General features: G+C 38.7%; 13 protein-coding genes. 8 read left to right on the top strand and 5 right to left on the bottom strand.

The window, feature by feature from the left end; all coding sequences use genetic code 11:
• Window positions 1-69 precede the first annotated feature (69 nt).
• Window positions 70-2,283 carry an ATP-dependent zinc metalloprotease FtsH gene (gene ftsH / locus H8Z77_RS09340; RefSeq protein WP_286165554.1) on the top strand — a complete coding sequence of 738 codons (2,214 nt, stop codon included), beginning with the start codon at window positions 70-72 and terminating at the stop codon, window positions 2,281-2,283.
• Window positions 2,284-2,598: 315 nt separating this feature from the next.
• Here the strand turns inward: ftsH and H8Z77_RS11740 are convergent, their stop codons facing one another.
• The 5 genes from H8Z77_RS11740 to H8Z77_RS09315 form a co-directional block, all read right to left on the bottom strand.
• Window positions 2,599-2,775: an integrase core domain-containing protein gene (locus tag H8Z77_RS11740; RefSeq protein WP_366472188.1), complete on the bottom strand. Its 177-nt coding sequence runs from the start codon at window positions 2,773-2,775 to the stop codon at window positions 2,599-2,601.
• A gap of 517 nt (window positions 2,776-3,292) precedes the next feature.
• Window positions 3,293-3,529 carry a helix-turn-helix domain-containing protein gene (locus H8Z77_RS09330; protein ID WP_069987734.1) on the bottom strand — a complete coding sequence of 79 codons (237 nt, stop codon included), beginning with the start codon at window positions 3,527-3,529 and terminating at the stop codon, window positions 3,293-3,295.
• Between the two features lie 234 nt (window positions 3,530-3,763).
• Window positions 3,764-4,240 (bottom strand): tRNA adenosine(34) deaminase TadA, encoded by a 477-nt coding sequence (gene tadA, locus H8Z77_RS09325; protein WP_069987732.1) that lies wholly within the window; start codon window positions 4,238-4,240, stop codon window positions 3,764-3,766.
• Between the two features lie 18 nt (window positions 4,241-4,258).
• Window positions 4,259-5,263: a CPBP family intramembrane glutamic endopeptidase gene (locus H8Z77_RS09320; RefSeq protein WP_069987731.1), complete on the bottom strand. Its 1,005-nt coding sequence runs from the start codon at window positions 5,261-5,263 to the stop codon at window positions 4,259-4,261.
• A gap of 30 nt (window positions 5,264-5,293) precedes the next feature.
• Window positions 5,294-6,982 (bottom strand): hypothetical protein, encoded by a 1,689-nt coding sequence (locus H8Z77_RS09315; RefSeq protein ID WP_069987730.1) that lies wholly within the window; start codon window positions 6,980-6,982, stop codon window positions 5,294-5,296.
• 372 nt (window positions 6,983-7,354) lie between these two features.
• Here H8Z77_RS09315 and H8Z77_RS09310 point away from each other — a divergent pair, with 372 nt between their 5' ends.
• The 7 genes from H8Z77_RS09310 to H8Z77_RS09280 all read left to right on the top strand — a co-directional run bounded on the left by H8Z77_RS09310 (window position 7,355) and on the right by H8Z77_RS09280 (window position 16,311).
• Window positions 7,355-8,356, top strand: a complete 1,002-nt coding sequence (locus tag H8Z77_RS09310) for an LTA glycolipid anchor biosynthesis glycosyltransferase, IagA/BgsA family (RefSeq protein ID WP_069987728.1) — start codon at window positions 7,355-7,357, stop codon at window positions 8,354-8,356.
• Window positions 8,357-8,493: 137 nt separating this feature from the next.
• Window positions 8,494-9,867: an MATE family efflux transporter gene (locus H8Z77_RS09305; RefSeq protein ID WP_494545908.1), complete on the top strand. Its 1,374-nt coding sequence runs from the start codon at window positions 8,494-8,496 to the stop codon at window positions 9,865-9,867.
• 934 nt (window positions 9,868-10,801) lie between these two features.
• On the top strand, window positions 10,802-11,164 hold the full coding sequence (locus H8Z77_RS09300; RefSeq protein WP_186996840.1) for a hypothetical protein: 363 nt from the start codon (window positions 10,802-10,804) through the stop codon (window positions 11,162-11,164).
• A 118-nt stretch (window positions 11,165-11,282) separates the two neighbouring features.
• Window positions 11,283-12,455, top strand: a complete 1,173-nt coding sequence (locus H8Z77_RS09295) for a hypothetical protein (RefSeq protein WP_186996839.1) — start codon at window positions 11,283-11,285, stop codon at window positions 12,453-12,455.
• Between the two features lie 160 nt (window positions 12,456-12,615).
• A complete protein-coding gene (locus tag H8Z77_RS09290; RefSeq protein ID WP_186996838.1) occupies window positions 12,616-13,788 on the top strand; it encodes a hypothetical protein in 1,173 nt (390 codons plus the stop codon).
• A 160-nt stretch (window positions 13,789-13,948) separates the two neighbouring features.
• A complete protein-coding gene (locus H8Z77_RS09285) occupies window positions 13,949-15,118 on the top strand; it encodes a hypothetical protein (RefSeq protein WP_186996837.1) in 1,170 nt (389 codons plus the stop codon).
• A gap of 47 nt (window positions 15,119-15,165) precedes the next feature.
• Window positions 15,166-16,311 carry a hypothetical protein gene (locus tag H8Z77_RS09280; RefSeq protein WP_186996836.1) on the top strand — a complete coding sequence of 382 codons (1,146 nt, stop codon included), beginning with the start codon at window positions 15,166-15,168 and terminating at the stop codon, window positions 16,309-16,311.
• Window positions 16,312-16,313 lie beyond the last annotated feature (2 nt).

Below are 16,313 nucleotides of genomic sequence, written 5' to 3'. Positions count from 1 at the left end.
TATACCAAAAGATAGAAATATAACTTTGTTTTTACGAAAATAAACCTAATTGAAAAGGGAGATGAGAGTTTGGACAACCAAAACAAAAACAGTAAATCCTTTATTGTCCCGGTGATTATTATTTTGGTTTTAGCAGGTGTGGCTATTTACATGTTAATGAACATGAAAGGCCCTAGCAGCAACCTGAAATATTATGAGGTTGTAAGCCTGTTCCAAAACAACCAGGTAAAAGCTGGAGAATTGGACTTAGGAAGTGGTGAATTAAAGCTGGAACTGCGGGATGGCGTTGATATGAGCAAGTTCCAAAGCAATACGAATGACCGTTCCAACAATAATATTTTGTTTGGTGGCAATAGTCAGGATAACCAAAATAACAATGCAACCAGTAGTGCTGTTTCGGAATCCTCCAGCCAGACATCCAGTACAGAAGAATCTAACACTGCAGAGAGCCAGGCTAGCTCGGAACAAGCTTCTTCTAGCGAATCATCCAGTAGTGTTGCCGCTGCAAATGGCAATCAAAATGGAAACCAGTCCAATAATAAAAATGGACAGAGCAGCAATCAGATCACCTATAAAGTGCCAAGTGTAAACTTGTTTGTCAATTCGATTGACCCATTGATTTTGGAATATAACAAAGCACATCCAGATGATATGATTGAAATGAACTATACTCCTGCAAGCGATAATTCCTGGCTGCTGCAGATGATTCCAACCGCGCTTTCCTTATTGTTGATTGTAGGCCTGTTGTTCTTTATGATGAAACAGGCAAATGCAGGCGCGGGTAAAATCGGTCAGTTTGGAAAAGCGAATTTAAAAAATTCTATGGAACGCGGACGAACGACTACCTTTGATGAGGTGGCAGGTGCGGAAGAGGAAAAAGAAGAACTTTCTGAAATCGTTGAGTTCCTGAAAAACCCGAAAAAGTTTAATGAATTGGGTGCCCGTGTACCAAAAGGTGTGTTGTTAGTAGGACCTCCTGGTACAGGTAAGACCTTGTTGGCCCGTGCGGTTGCAGGGGAAGCAGGTGTTCCTTTCTTCTCGATTTCTGGTTCTGATTTCGTGGAAATGTATGTTGGTGTTGGTGCATCCCGTGTGCGTGACCTGTTTGAGCAAGCAAAGAAAAACGCTCCAGCCATTATCTTTATCGATGAAATTGACGCAGTTGGACGCCAAAGAGGCGCTGGCCTTGGCGGCGGACACGATGAACGAGAACAAACATTGAACCAGTTGCTGGTAGAAATGGATGGTTTTGGCGCCAATGAAGGGGTTATTATCATTGCGGCAACCAACCGTAGGGATATTTTGGATCCAGCGTTGTTGCGTTCCGGACGTTTTGACCGCCAGGTTGTAGTAGGCTATCCAGATGTAAAAGGCCGTGAAGAAATCTTAAAAGTTCACTCCCGCAACAAGATTTTAGGCTTTGATGTAGATTTAAGTGTAATCGCGAAATCCACCGCAGGGTTTACTGGTGCGGATTTGGAAAGCCTGATGAACGAAGCGGCTCTGTTAGCTGCCCGTAAAAACCATAAAGCAATTACCGCTTCTGATATTGAAGAAGCCACCATTAAAGTAATTGCGGGACCAGAAAAGAAATCACGTATTATTAACGAAAAAGAAAAACGTTTAACCGCTTACCACGAGGCAGGGCATGCGGTTGCTACCTATTATAGTCCAACTCAGGACCCTGTACACCAGATTTCGATTATTCCACGTGGTATGGCAGGTGGCTATACCATGTCCTTGCCAGAACATGACAGAAGTTATGTATTAAAACAGAATATGCAGGAAGAACTGGTGGTATTGCTGGGTGGACGTATTGCCGAAAGTATCGTATTAGATGATATTTCCACAGGCGCATCCAATGATATTGAACGCGCAACTGACATTGCTCGGAACATGGTAACCCGTTATGGCTTTAGTGAAAAGCTCGGTCCTATTGTATATGGGGAAAGCGACCACGAAGTGTTCCTGGGGCGTGACTTTAATAACTCCCGAAACTACTCTGAAACTGTCGCAACCGAGATTGATGAGGAAATTCGTTCCATTATGGATCGCGCTTATAAAACCTGCCACGATATTTTGGTTACTCACCGTGACCAATTAGAAATAGTAGCACAGTACTTGATCCGCAAAGAAAAAGTGGATGCAGATACCTTTGTAAAATTGATGACAGGTGAAATTACCCTGGAAGATATTCATAAGATGGATGAACAGGAAGCGCAAGAAAAAGCACGAAAAGAAGCACAAGCAGAGCAGAATCCTTCATCTACAACAGAAAAATAGTGGATTGATAAAAAGCCGTTTGCAAAAAAGCAAACGGCTTTTTCTTGTTGTTATGGAAACTACCGGCTATGCCGGTGGAGGCTCTCGCTCAAAAGCTTTACTTTAAGCATCGAGCGAAGCGAGCTACTAACAGTAATCTTATCGTAACGAAAAAACTATCGTTGTAAAAATTACTCGTTTACGGGCGGCAGGGCAAGTGATGCAAAAGATAGATATGTTTAGATGCTTTCCGGTATTATGCCTTTCTAGGGCTTACTCAAGCCACTATCTAACTGCATCTGTCAAGAAAAAGTAGACACCAAAAACACCATAGTATTAGAAGCCCACGGCGTCTGCAGGCCGCCTGTTATTGAAGTAATATACATACCTATCCAAGAGTAAGTGAACATCATCTGTGGTTGCTAACCTGAAGTCAAGGTAGAGTACTTCTTTCATCCATCCGTTTCGTGCTTCTATGATTGGATTATCTGTTGGAGTTCCCTCTCGCGACATTGACCGAAGTATTGTTATAGTGTTCATGGGCTCGGCAAAAAGCCCGGGAGGAGTAGATAGAACCCTGGTCGGTATGGAAAACTACTTGGGGAGTCTGTTCCTCTTTCTTTCCTGCAAACAGCTTCAGCTGCTCTAAGCCAATGGTAATATGGTTTGTTACTGCCGTGAACAGACGTTGCCTGATGTGCTATATCTCATTATTAAATGTATCCAATAAAAGTGTCCATTTCCGCCTTTTTTGTCCCTTTTTCATGATTACCACCTCCAACTTCATTTTAACATAAACAAAAGGTAGACAACATGGTGGTTTTCCATGTGACTACCTTTATCTTACAACTTCATTGAACTGGTGATCATGACTTTCCGGATATCATCTTTGTTGTTTTGGATAGAAAGTTGAATGTGGGAATTATTTTGAAAGACAAAAGAATCAACCTGTTATATCAACACATTAAGGCAAAAAATAAATCTTCCACAATGCTGTAGAAGATTTATTTTTTGCCTTATCCATTGGTTTTTACTGAAAATCAGAATCATTAAAAAATTCTTTTAGTGTAATGTTAAGCCCATCACATAAACGTTTTACGGTAATGATAGAAACATCCTCCCCTTTACTATTCATAATACTGTATACGGTAGACGGAGTTACGCCAGAATGAACGGCCAACCAATGCAGCGTAATATGGCGTTCTTTGCACAATTGCTGTAGTCTATTTGATACAGCAGATTTCATGGTTATCTTCATCACCCTCATTTTTATCATTCCCTGTTCTATTAAAATGTGTATGGAACATTTGATATGACAGGTTCCATGTTAATTGTTTTTATACTTCTACTATATCATGAATCATCTGATTGTCAATTACATGGATACAATTTATTAGAAGAAACAAAAAATTTGTCGAATTATAGTAAAATAGAATGAAAAATCGAAGATTCTTGAGTGAATTCGTAGAACCTTCGATTTTTTAAATTCATATCATTCCATTTATTTTTTGTATGATGTTTTTTTCAACTTTTTCTTGCGTAATTGTTGAAAAAAATCCGATAACAACTGGCTACATTCCTGTTGAAGCAGTCCACCTTCCAAAATAGGTTTATGGTTATAAGGAAATTCAGTCAATGGGATAACAGATTCGCAGGAACCCGCTTTTGGGTCCAATGCGCCGTAAACCACCCGGTCAATACGGGAATTGATAATAGCCCCCGTGCACATAGGGCAAGGCTCCAGTGTGACGTACAAAGTACATCCAAACAGACGCCATCCGCCAAGCCTTTTGCAAGCACGGTCGATTGCCAGTAGTTCCGCATGTGCCAATGCGTTTTTGTCCAATTCCCTTCTATTATAGGCTGTTGCAACAATGGAATCATTTTTTACAATAACAGCTCCCACTGGCACTTCCCCAAGAGATGCTGCGATTTTTGCCTGTTCTATGGCGAGTTCCATATAATCAAGATCGGTCAATTTGGTTCTCCTTATTGTTTAAATGATAGTAAATGTGCTGAATATTTGGAAACAGCAACAGATAATTACGCCAATCATAAAAATATTACCAAAGGCATACCGAATTTTTTCACTGTTGTTAAAATAAGTTTTTTTATCGTAAACAACAAATAAGTTTGGATCTCGGTTTACTAAAATAATTAGGCTTAAAGAACCAATCAGCAGGCAGATGATATAAATCATGTACACAATTGTTTGATTTCCATCCATAGAAAGCTGGATCCAGTTTAAAAATAGTACCATGCCATTATTAATAAAATGCAGTAACATCCCTGTTAACAAGCTGCCAGTACGGATGACAAAATAGCCAATAACCAACCCCATAATAAATGCGTTCATTGCGGAAGGAAGGTTTCCGTGCATTATTGCGAACAACACAGAGGAAAGGATAAGCGCAAATGTATCCCCATGACGGCGGAGCGCATACAGCATAACCCCATGAAACAAAACTTCCTCAAAAAAGGCGGGCACAATGGTTAAAGAAAGACCATATAATATCAGTGCCACAGGGTTATTTGGGTACACCGCAGCTGGTTGCAGCACGTAAATATGAAAGTGGTTTAACAATGCAGTAAAATTGGATATTCCAATATTGGCCACCACAAATACACTTAACATCATTGGGATAGACGCAATTAAAATAGTGCGGTTTGGGATACGGCACATCTTTTTAATACGATACCGGTATCCCTGAAAACTATAATACAGCAATACGGTGGGAATTAAATAAACAATTGCAAAAGTGAGGATGGAAAGAGATTGTGTGATGATTTGACCATAATCTGTATAATTGGTTTTTACCCAGTGTTGGATAATCCAGTTTTGCAAAAGTGGAACGGTAGCGGATAATAAGAGGTATAACAATAGTACAATGCCAATATTGGAAACTGTATGCACAATTGCCCTTTTTTCCAGGATAGGAGCAGGGATATTGGATATGGGAGAGTACTGATTGATAGAATCCTGTTTCGGGTATTCGTTCATTGTGACACCTCTTTTCTATTTTAAAATGGTTTATTCTATAGAGGAGGATGTTCCGATCTCAATCGTAGTCACCTGGCGGTAACGGAAGGCGTCTTCCTGGAATTCTAGCGTTACAGTATCCCCCTGTTTTAACATTGGTAAACCGTCGCTTAATTCAATGGAAGCAACATAGATTTCTTCCGGTTTTCCATCCAGAGTGAAATAGTAATAGGTATTCCCCTCTTTTACAGCACTGGTGATCTGCGCGATTGTACCGGACGCAGAAGTTGTTTCTGATTCGGGCGCCTGCCCAGAGGATTTTAACTGTTTAATATAGGAGTCCTGCGCACTGCTTAAGGTATCTCCAACCCCAACAGTCTGGTAATTTTCCACTGATACAAACGCGAATTCCTTTACCAGCCCTGCTGCGTCTTTTAAGCTGACAAAATAGGTCGGCCGTTCTGCCACATTAATTAAGATTGGGAAAGTAGCAACGTATTCTTTTTCCTGTACCTTACCTTCTGCTGAACCCATAGCGGAAGATTCATCCGCACCATTAATTTGATAGTAACGGGTTTCTTTGGTGCGTTTGTTTACCAGTAGGAAACCGATATTGGATTGGTCCGCAGTAACAGAACTTAGCCCAGTGTACATCCACAGGTCATCGTCCAATGCCAAATGGTTGTATCCGTCGGTGGTTTTAATTACATTTTTTTGCCCAATTACCGAGTTGATAAAGCCGTTGGTATATTTCCCCCAGTTGTTTGCCTGGGTATTCAATAGATCATCCGGATAAACCTGGTCGATCCATTGTGGCACATCGGCTACGGAGTAATGGGTCATTTCTCCAGATACCGCATCTACCAGAACAATACCTGTAATATCCTTACCACCAATTAAACCAATTTTATAATCATATACAGGAACCACCCAATATGGATTTCCATCGTCATCCACTTCAAAAGTAGGATCTTCAAACATCAATGTTGGGTATGCAAAACGTACATGACGTTCCAAGCGGCGGTTAAAGTACTCGCAAGGGCTGTATTTCATTGGTTTTTCTAATTCGACCAATTGGGTATCCTGGGTAGCCATATCAATTTTGATGTAGTAAGGGATCCCTTCGCTCTGATTTGTAAGCCATTTGATAGGGTCAGCGTATACCAATGGGGATACACGGGTTGGTGCATTATTCATATTAATTTGGGAGTATAATGGAGATACCTCAAATTGGGAGGTTAGTTCTACAACTTCTCCCAGTTTACGGTCTCCTAAACGGATTGCGGTATCCTTGTCCACAATTGGAATTTGAGAGATTGGAATTTCCGCTACGTCTTTCTGGAAATCACGGGTATTCACCGTTAATTGTTGCTGATATTTTTTGGCGTTGGTAATTTCGGAGGAGGTTAGCCAGATAATACCTGCGCCAACCAAAAGGATGCCAACAACCCAAGCAGCAATTTTTAGTTTTTTCTTGCTGGTAGGCTTCATATCCGCAAATACCTTTTCTCCACCATCTTGGTGCTGATCTTTAAAATCCGTTACTTTGTCGCGAATTCCACGAATGGAAAAGGTAATAATCAACCTTGTTACAATAAATACTACAATTAAAAACAGCAAAAAGCTGTAGAAGCTAGAGGATTTCAAGTTAATTGCAGGTATGGTAATATAAAACCAAACAAACCCCAATACAACTGAAACCAGCAAAGGGATTACAATTTTTTTAATCTTCTTTGACATAAGGACTCCTTTTCACGAAAGTTTCTTTTTGGTTTATGTTGATCAAAACCATAATAATTGGCATGGTTTTCCCTCCTATTATAACATACGGGATATAAAAAGAGGAATAAGACTTCAAAAAATTCAAGGTTTATTTTCAATTTTAACAATCTTCCTACTATTATATATAGCACAAATTTTTATAGCTTGTAAATAGAGAAATTTCCTGTAAAATTGCTAGCGATCCTTTGAAACAGGGATTGACTCCCTAAAAAAGGGATAATACAACGGATTTTATTACAAAACTCTTTCAGATATCCCGTTTACATTGACATATCTTTAAAAAGAGATATAATAAAGAGGTTAGAAAAAATAATAATAAATGGTGACAGTATGAAAGTATTGCTTTACTCAGAGGCGATGAATCTGATTAAAAAGTCAGGGGTGGGTAAAACTCTGAGCCATCAGATGAAGGCGCTGGAAAAAAACGGCGTCCCGTATACCTTGGACCCAAAAGATACCTATGATCTGGTACACATCAATACAATTGGCCCAAAATCTTATCAATTAGCACAGCGCGCTAAGAAACAGGGGATTAAAGTAGTTTACCATGCGCATAGCACAGAAGAAGATTTCCGTAACTCTTTTTTATTTTCCAATTTAATTTCCCCTTATTTTAAAAAATGGCTGATTAAATGCTATACTTCAGGGGATTGTATTATTACACCAACCCCTTATTCCAAACAATTGTTAGAACAATATGGTATTGACAAAAAAATATATGCAGTTTCCAATGGAATTGAAATTGAATTTTTTAAAAAGGACCCTGTTAAGTCCAGGGAATTCCGGGAACGGTTTCATTTTTCCCCTACGGATAAGATTGTGATGGCGGTAGGGTTATACATTGAACGAAAAGGGATTTTAGACTTTGTGGAGTTGGCAAAAAGGATGCCAGAGTACCAGTTTATTTGGTTTGGGCACACTCCCCTATATTCTGTCCCCAAAAAGATTGGAAAGGCAGTAAAGACGAAATTGCCCAATCTGTTCTTCCCAGGTTATGTGGAAAGTGATATCCTACGTACCGCCTATTCTGGTTCTGACCTTTTTATCTTCCCTACTTATGAGGAAACAGAAGGTATTGTGTTGTTGGAAGCACTAGCTTGTAAGCAGAATGTTCTTATTCGAGATATTCCCATTTATCAGGGATGGTTTGAGGATGGAAAAAATGTTTATAAGGCCAAAACATTGGACGAGTTTGAACAGAAAACCAGAAATATTTTAGAGCGGCGTTGCCCTGATTTAACAGAACAGGGATACCAGGTTGCAGCGGAGCGGAGTTTGGAATCTATTGGAAAGCAATTGGTTCAAATTTATCAAACAGTATTAGAACAATAAAAAGCCAGCAGGGAACGGACTGCTGGCTTTTCCTGTTTTTTCAAGGAATAGACTATGACAATTTTCGATTCTATGATATAATTTAATGGAGTAAATTGTTGAAGATAGAAGAATAACCAGATGAGGAGGTTTCTCAATTGACAGAACAAAAACCAGTAGAAAACAAAATGGGAACAATGCCTGTAAATAAGCTTTTAATTACAATGTCTTTGCCGATGATGGTGGCGATGCTGGTACAGGCAATGTATAACGTAGTGGATAGTGTTTTTGTGGCCCAAATTGATGCGGAAAGCCTAGGATTGGCAGCTGTTTCCATGGCGTTTCCTGTTCAGTCATTGATGATTGCGTTTGCCACTGGAACCGGGGTTGGCGTAAATGCGTTATTATCCCGACGCCTTGGGGAAAAGAAATTGAAAGAGGCGAGCTTAACCGCTAAAAACGGTATTTTTGTAATTCTGATTACCTATATTGTGTTCGCTTTATTTGGAATTTTTGGCTCTAGACTCTTTTTCTCCCTGCAAACAACAGATACCCGTGTGATCGAAATGGGAGTACAATATCTTTCTGTGTGTTGTATTTTTTCTTTTGGATTGTTTTTGGAGATTATATTAGAACGCCTGCTGCAATCCACCGGTAAAACGATTTATACGATGTTTACCCAAGGGGCAGGTGCAATCATTAATATTATTTTTGACCCGTTACTGATTTTTGGAATTGGTCCCTTCCCAAAGATGGGTGTACAAGGGGCGGCGGTGGCAACCGTTGCTGGACAAATTGTAGCGGCAGCTTTGGCGTTTCTCTTTAATCACTGGAAAAACCATGAAATCAATATCAGTATGAGGAAATTTCGTCCCCATGGTCAAACGATCCGACAGATTTATTCAGTAGGGATTCCGTCTATTATTATGCAATCCATTGTTTCTATTATGACCTTTGGGATGAATAAAATTTTAATGATCTTCCCTACCCAAGGAACGGTTGCGGTATCTGTTTTTGGGGTATATTTCAAATTACAAAGCTTTATTTTTATGCCAGTGTTTGGGCTGAACAATGGAATGGTACCAATTATTGCTTATAATTATGGTGCAAAGAATAAACAACGTATTACGCAGACGATTAAATTGAGCATTATCATTGCGGTTGGATTTATGGTTGTAGGGTTGCTAATCTTCCAGTTGTTACCAGACCAATTGTTGCTATTGTTTAATGCTTCAAAAGATATGTTGGAGATTGGCGGTTACGCATTGCGTATTATCAGCTTAAGTTTTATTTTTGCTGGATTTAGTATTATCATTATCTCTGTATTTCAGGCGTTGGGGAATGGTGTTTATAGTTTGGTGATTTCCGCAGCACGTCAGTTGGTGATTATATTGCCAGTAGCGTATTTGTTAGCAGTAACAGCAGGATTGCACTCTGTTTGGTTTGCGTTCCCTATTGCGGAGTTGTGCTGTGTAATATTGTGTTTTATCATGTTGCGCCATATTTATAACCAAAAAATAAAACAGCTTTAACTACAGTGGTTTTGTTAATGGGCAGGAAATTTGTTCCTGCCTATTTTTTATTACGAAATATTAAAATGTACCGCAGTAAAAGAAAATATTGCCCGTATAGAAAAGAATCCACGATTATTTTGCTTTTATTTGGTGAATTCTGATAGCAAAAAATTCCTGTGTAATTTTTTCAAACGGAGGTGATTCTTTGCAACGCACCAGTATAGGAATCTTGCAATTGGTCGTTACAAGAAGGGAATTTTGCCAGATTTATGATGGAAGCTTTCTTTTTATATGCTGTGAGTGTGGGTAATATGAAAGCATCGCTGTTGTGATGAGATATTTTCTGTTTTTATGAGACAGTTTTCGTCTGGCACAATGGACAAAAAAGAAACATATTATGGAAGAAAAGCACAGTAGAATAGGTTGTTTGAAATAGAATTACAAAATAATCCTGTATTTGACAAATAAACAAATATTTCTGGGTAAATTGACAAAATGTTATATTTTTCATCTGATGGAAATCTATGAAATAGTAATTTATCCGACAAAATAATTGAAAAAAGAACAAATTATATAATTTCCAGGAAAGAACAAAATTGTAATTTTTAGTTAAAATAATTTTGTTTTAGGGGATATTTTATATAATATTTCTCAACAATTATGGAAATTACATATTGAAATTAGAAAAATAATGATGTATACTAAAACCACAATCAAACAAATAGGAAAGTTATAACAAAAATAGACGGGATAGGGAAAATAGTAAAAAACAGTAGATAAAATAAAAATGAAGGCAAAAAAATAAATGAAAATATAAAAAATAACAAAAAACGGTTATTCTTGTTTTGCTGGCGGTTGTGTGTGCAACGGGCAGGCAGCCAACAAAACTTGCAATAAAAAAGAAGACTGCAACAAGAAGAAAAAATGTTCAAAAGAAAGGACGTGAATTTTTATGTTAAAGAAGAAAATAGCGGCTGCTCTAGCGGCAGCAATGTTAGTGGGCGCAGTGATGACAACTGGCGCAATGGCGGAAACGGTTCAGTTTGGGATTGCTCTGTCAGGCTATAGTGATCAAAGAGCGATGAAATCAGCACCTAATACAGCTGCTTCAGTATCAGTGACTAATAATACCACACGAGGGTATGTTACCTATCGTATGGCGTTTACTTCTGGATCTTTTGCTTCTGGTGGCGTGGGATTACAAAATATAGGTAATGTTACTATTGGTTATAATTCTGGTATGGGACAGCAGTACACGTATTATAAAGTATATGGAAGCGGTTCCGGTATGGTAGCTGGTTCCTTTACTCCATGATTATGACAACAGGTTATTTTAAATCAATGTAACATGTAATCCATAGTGGAAGGGAAGGACGGAAGCCTGCACCGGCCTTCCCTATTTTGATAGTTGAGGAAAGAAGGTGGAGAGAAGGATGAAACAATTTTTGTCCAGTGTATGCCTGTTGTTGGCAGCATGTATCTTATTGATTGGTTGTTCAGAGCAGAAACAACAGGAACCAACCGAAATCAACGCAGATGCGCAATTGGACTATACCGATGTAGCGGACTTTTCCAACTACCCCGACTATATCCGGAAACAGTATGATAACCGTACCTTTTTAGATATGGAGGTTGCGGTACCAACACCAAAACAGTTTAATACCTATACTGCTACCTTGAGAATACCGGATACACAGTTATGGTTAGATACATTTTATCCAAATAATCAAAACGAACTTAAAAAAATTGAAGCCCCTGAAGGTGTTATAACAGCACAACCAGATACAGATGTAGGGTATACTAATTCAAAAACAGGATCTGGAATAAAAATAAGTCGAGAGCTTCCAGCTTATGGTTCCAGTGACAATGAAGGTTATGGAGGATCATATGGATTTTTAATGCGGGCAAATGGAGCATTGTATCCGCCCATGTCCAAATACGCTTCTGATCAAGAATTAAAATCCATTAGCAAAGAGGAAGCAGTAGAACAAGTGAATAATATTAATGAAAAACTAGGATTATCAGTGGATCAACCACCAGAAGTTTATACTTTATCCTATGAAAATATGAGGAAAGTAGCAGCATTTCCCGGATACGGGAGTGGAGTAAAAGAAGGATACTTTATTGTATATCGTTGTTCATTAGATAATGTACCTATTTTTGCAGATTATCATGCAAAGGTGGAAGTAGAAGATTTAATTGCTGGATATGGAAGCGCAGTTTCAGCAATTGTGACAAAGGATGGATTGCGGCAATGGGACGCTTTAGCGTTTTACGACACCCAGCTACAACAGGAAAATGTGAGTATTATCTCCCTGCAAACAGTGTTGGACAGTGTATCCCAGCGTCTGGCAAAAGCGTTTGAGGATAGGAAATCTTTGATAAACCGTGCGGAACTCTGCTATTTCCCAATAGCAGACCAGCAATATGATTTGGAAGTTACCTTGCAGCCGGTGTGGGTAGTAGATACTTTTTCCATCGCATCGGATGATATTAGCCTGGAAAACCTGGAAAAATTCTCAAAAGGGCAACATGTGCGGTATTTTATCGACGCTACGACAGGCAACTATATTATCACTGGAGACGTTACGAGAGACCCAGTATAAATGAAACCCCAAAGGTTACAAAACAGAAACAAGCAATTGTAGGATAGTTCTATAAAAACCACAAAATATTGTGGAAAATGGGAATTGAAAACCCAAAAGAAGAGAAGTATACTAAAATTGTAAAACAAAAGGAATTGTAATCGAAAAAGGGGGAAAAACAATGAAACAATTTTTGTCCAGTGTATGCCTATTGTTGACAGCATGTATCTTATTGATTGGTTGTTCAGAACAGAAACAACAGGAACCAACCGAAATCAACGCAGATGCGCAATTGGACTACACTGATATAGCGGACTTTTCCAACTACCCCGACTATATCCGAAAACAGTATGATAACCGTACCTTTTTGGATATGGAGATTGCAGTACCCACGCCAAAACAGTTTAATATCTATACTGCAACAGTAAAGATACCTGACCAACAATTATGGATTGATACTTTTTACCCAGATAATCAAGACGTTTTATCCGTACATGTTCCTCCTGAAGGTGTAATCATGCAAATTCCAGATACCGATGTTAACTATGATGTGAAAAATAGTAATACAATCTTTGGAGTTAGTAGAGAAAATTCATCTTATTTCGTAAGTGATAGTGAAGGCTATGGGGGACCATATGGATTTTTGATGCGGGCAAATGGAGCATTATATCCATCCATGTCCGAATATGCTTCTGATCAAGAATTAAAATCCATCAGCAAAGAGGAAGCAATAAAACAGGTGGATAGTATTATCAAAAAACTGGAATTGCAGGTGGATCAGCCACCAGAAGTATACGCCTTACCTTATGAACAGATGAGAAAGGTAGCAGGGGCAGCAGTAGGATATGGAAGTATTCAAGAAGGATATTTTATTCAATACCGTTGTTCTGTAGATGACGTGCCTATTTTTGCAGATTATCATTCTCGTTTAGAAATTGATAAACTTATTTCTGGGTATGGAAGTACAATTGCAGCAATTGTGACAAAGGATGGATTACGGCAATGGAACTCTTTGGCATTTTATGATACCCAGTTGGAGCAGGAAAATGTGAGTATTATCTCCCTGCAAACAGTGTTGGACAGTGTATCCCAGCGTCTGGCAAAAGCGTTTGAGGATAGGAAATCTTTGATAAACCGTGCGGAACTCTGTTATTTCCCAATAGCAGACCAGCAATATGATTTGGAAGTTACCTTGCAGCCGGTGTGGGTAGTAGATACTTTTTCCATCGCGTCGGATGATATTAGCCTGGAAAACCTGGAAAAATTCTCAAAAGGGCAGCATGTGCGGTATTTTATCGACGCTACGACAGGCAACTATATTATCACCGGAGACGTTACAACAGACCCAGTATAAATGAAACCCCAAAGGTTACAAAACAGAAACAAGCAATTGTAGGATAGTTCTATAAAAACCACAAAATATTGTGGAAAATGGGAATTGAAAACCCAAAAGAAGAGAAGTATACTAAAATTGTAAAACAAAAGGAATTGTAATCGAAAAAGGGGGAAAAACAATGAAACAATTTTTGTCCAGTGTATGCCTGTTGTTGGCAGCATGTATCTTATTGATTGGTTGTTCAGAGCAGAAACAACAGGAACCAACCGAAATCAACGCAGATGCGCAATTGGACTATACCGATGTAGCGGACTTTTCCAACTACCCCGACTATATCCGGAAACAGTATGATAACCGTACCTTTTTAGATATGGAGGTTGCGGTACCAACACCGAAACAGTTTAATACTTATACTGCTACCTTACAGATACCGGATGTACAATTATGGCTGGATGTCTTTTATTCAGGTCATAAAAATATAGTTGAAGATCTGCCACCATCAGGTTCTATAGTGGCTCAACCAGATACAGATAAAGCATATAAAAACACTAAAACAGGCTCTAATATAAAAATAAGTCGAGAATTTCCATCTTATTACGCCAGCGACAATGAAGGGTACGGAGGCCCATATGGATTTTTAATGCGGGCAAATGGCGCATTATACCCACCAATATCTGAATATGCTTCTGATCAAGAATTAAAATCCATCAGCAAGGAGGAAGCAATAAAACAGGTAGATGGTATTATCGAAAAACTGGGATTGCAGGTGGATCAACCACCACAAGTATACGCCTTACCCTATGAGCAGATGCGGCAAGTAGCTGGCATGTCAGCAGGATATGGAAGTATACAGGAAGGGTACTTTATTGTATATCGTTGTTCATTAGATGACGTACCTATTTTTGCAGATTACCATGCAAAAACAGAAATAGAAGATTTAATTGCTGGATATGGAAGTGCAGTTTCAGCAATTGTGACAAAGGATGGATTGCGGCAATGGGATGCTTTTGCATTTTACGATACCCAGCTACAACAGGAAAATGTGAGTATTATCTCTCTGCAAACAGTGTTGGACAGTGTATCCCAGCGTTTGGCAAAGGCATTTGAAGAGAGGAAATCTTTGATAAACCGTGCGGAACTCTGCTATTTCCCAATAGCAGACCAGCAATATGATTTGGAAGTTACCTTGCAGCCGGTGTGGGTAGTAGATACTTTTTCCATCGCGTCGGATGATATTAGCCTGGAAAACCTGGAAAAATTCTCAAAAGGGCAACATGTGCGGTATTTTATCGACGCTACGACAGGCAACTATATTATCACCGGAGATGTTACAAGAGATCCAGTATAAAAACCATCTTTATAAAAAACAAATTGAATATAAGGAGAGTGATCGAAATGAAAAAAAGAATAACAGCAATTGGGTTATTGCTAGCAGTAAGTTTGGTATGTACTGCATGTTTCCCCACTGGAATGCGGACAAAAGCTGATTTATCTGTTACAGACCCCTCCCAATTAAGCAACCTTCCTGATCATTATACCGAACAATTAGGTGATCAAATCTTAGTGGACGCAGATATTTTAGTTCCAGATAATGGTATCTATAACATCTATAAAGCGCAGCTCACTACACCTGATTTTGTCGCATGGCGTGATTTTTGTTATGGCGATAAAGCTAGTGAAACCAACCTGGTTCGTGATGAAATGGCAACAGATCCTTCTCCTTATGTCCAGTCGATATATGACCATCCAGAAGGTAGTGTAATCAGTTGTTCAAGGGCCTGTACCAACTTTGCAAAACGGTTCCAACAACGGGAATATATGTTTTACAATACTTATGATGGAATTGACGCAGCTACTTATTTACCGATTTCCAGCATATTCCCCAAAAAAGATGCGTCAGATGTAAATAAAGAAGATGCATTACAAACTGCAAATGACTTGATTCATACCTTACAGTTACCTGTAGAACAGGATCCTACAGTATATGCATTTAATCAGGATGATTTGAATAGTTTATTAGAACGCTATGGAAATGCTTCGCCTTATCCAGATAAAGAAGAAGGATATTTTTGTTATTATAGATCGTATCTTGATCATGTTCCTATTTATGATGGACAGTATACCTCCTTGGACAATGTAATGATTTACGGAAGTTATTTGGGCATTGCTTATACACTATATGACTTTGACGAAGCGTGGACAGGAGGATTCTACCAGACCACAGAATGTACCCAACAAAATATTGATTTAATTTCTTTGGAATCTGCTTTATCTGTAGTACAGGATTATTTTGCTGGAATGGTTGATATTGGACCATTGCTTATCAATAATATAGAGTTATGTTATTTACCAACTCCTAATGATACCTATAATAATGACTATACTTTACTACCCGTTTGGAGAATGAATACCTATCAGTTCGTGGAAGATATTGATTGGAGTAAAGTCAAATCTGTAGAAGATATTGATCCTGAAATCATGTTTAACTATAAACAGTATTTTGTAAATGCCAATACAGGAGAAATGATCTTGACAAATTAAAT

Origin of the sequence: Clostridium facile, from assembly GCF_014297275.1 — a bacterium.
Classification (GTDB): Bacteria; Bacillota; Clostridia; order Oscillospirales; family Ruminococcaceae; genus Massilioclostridium; species Massilioclostridium facile.
Note: the sequence above shows the minus strand (reverse complement) of the source record. Positions and strands in the feature narration are given on the sequence as shown.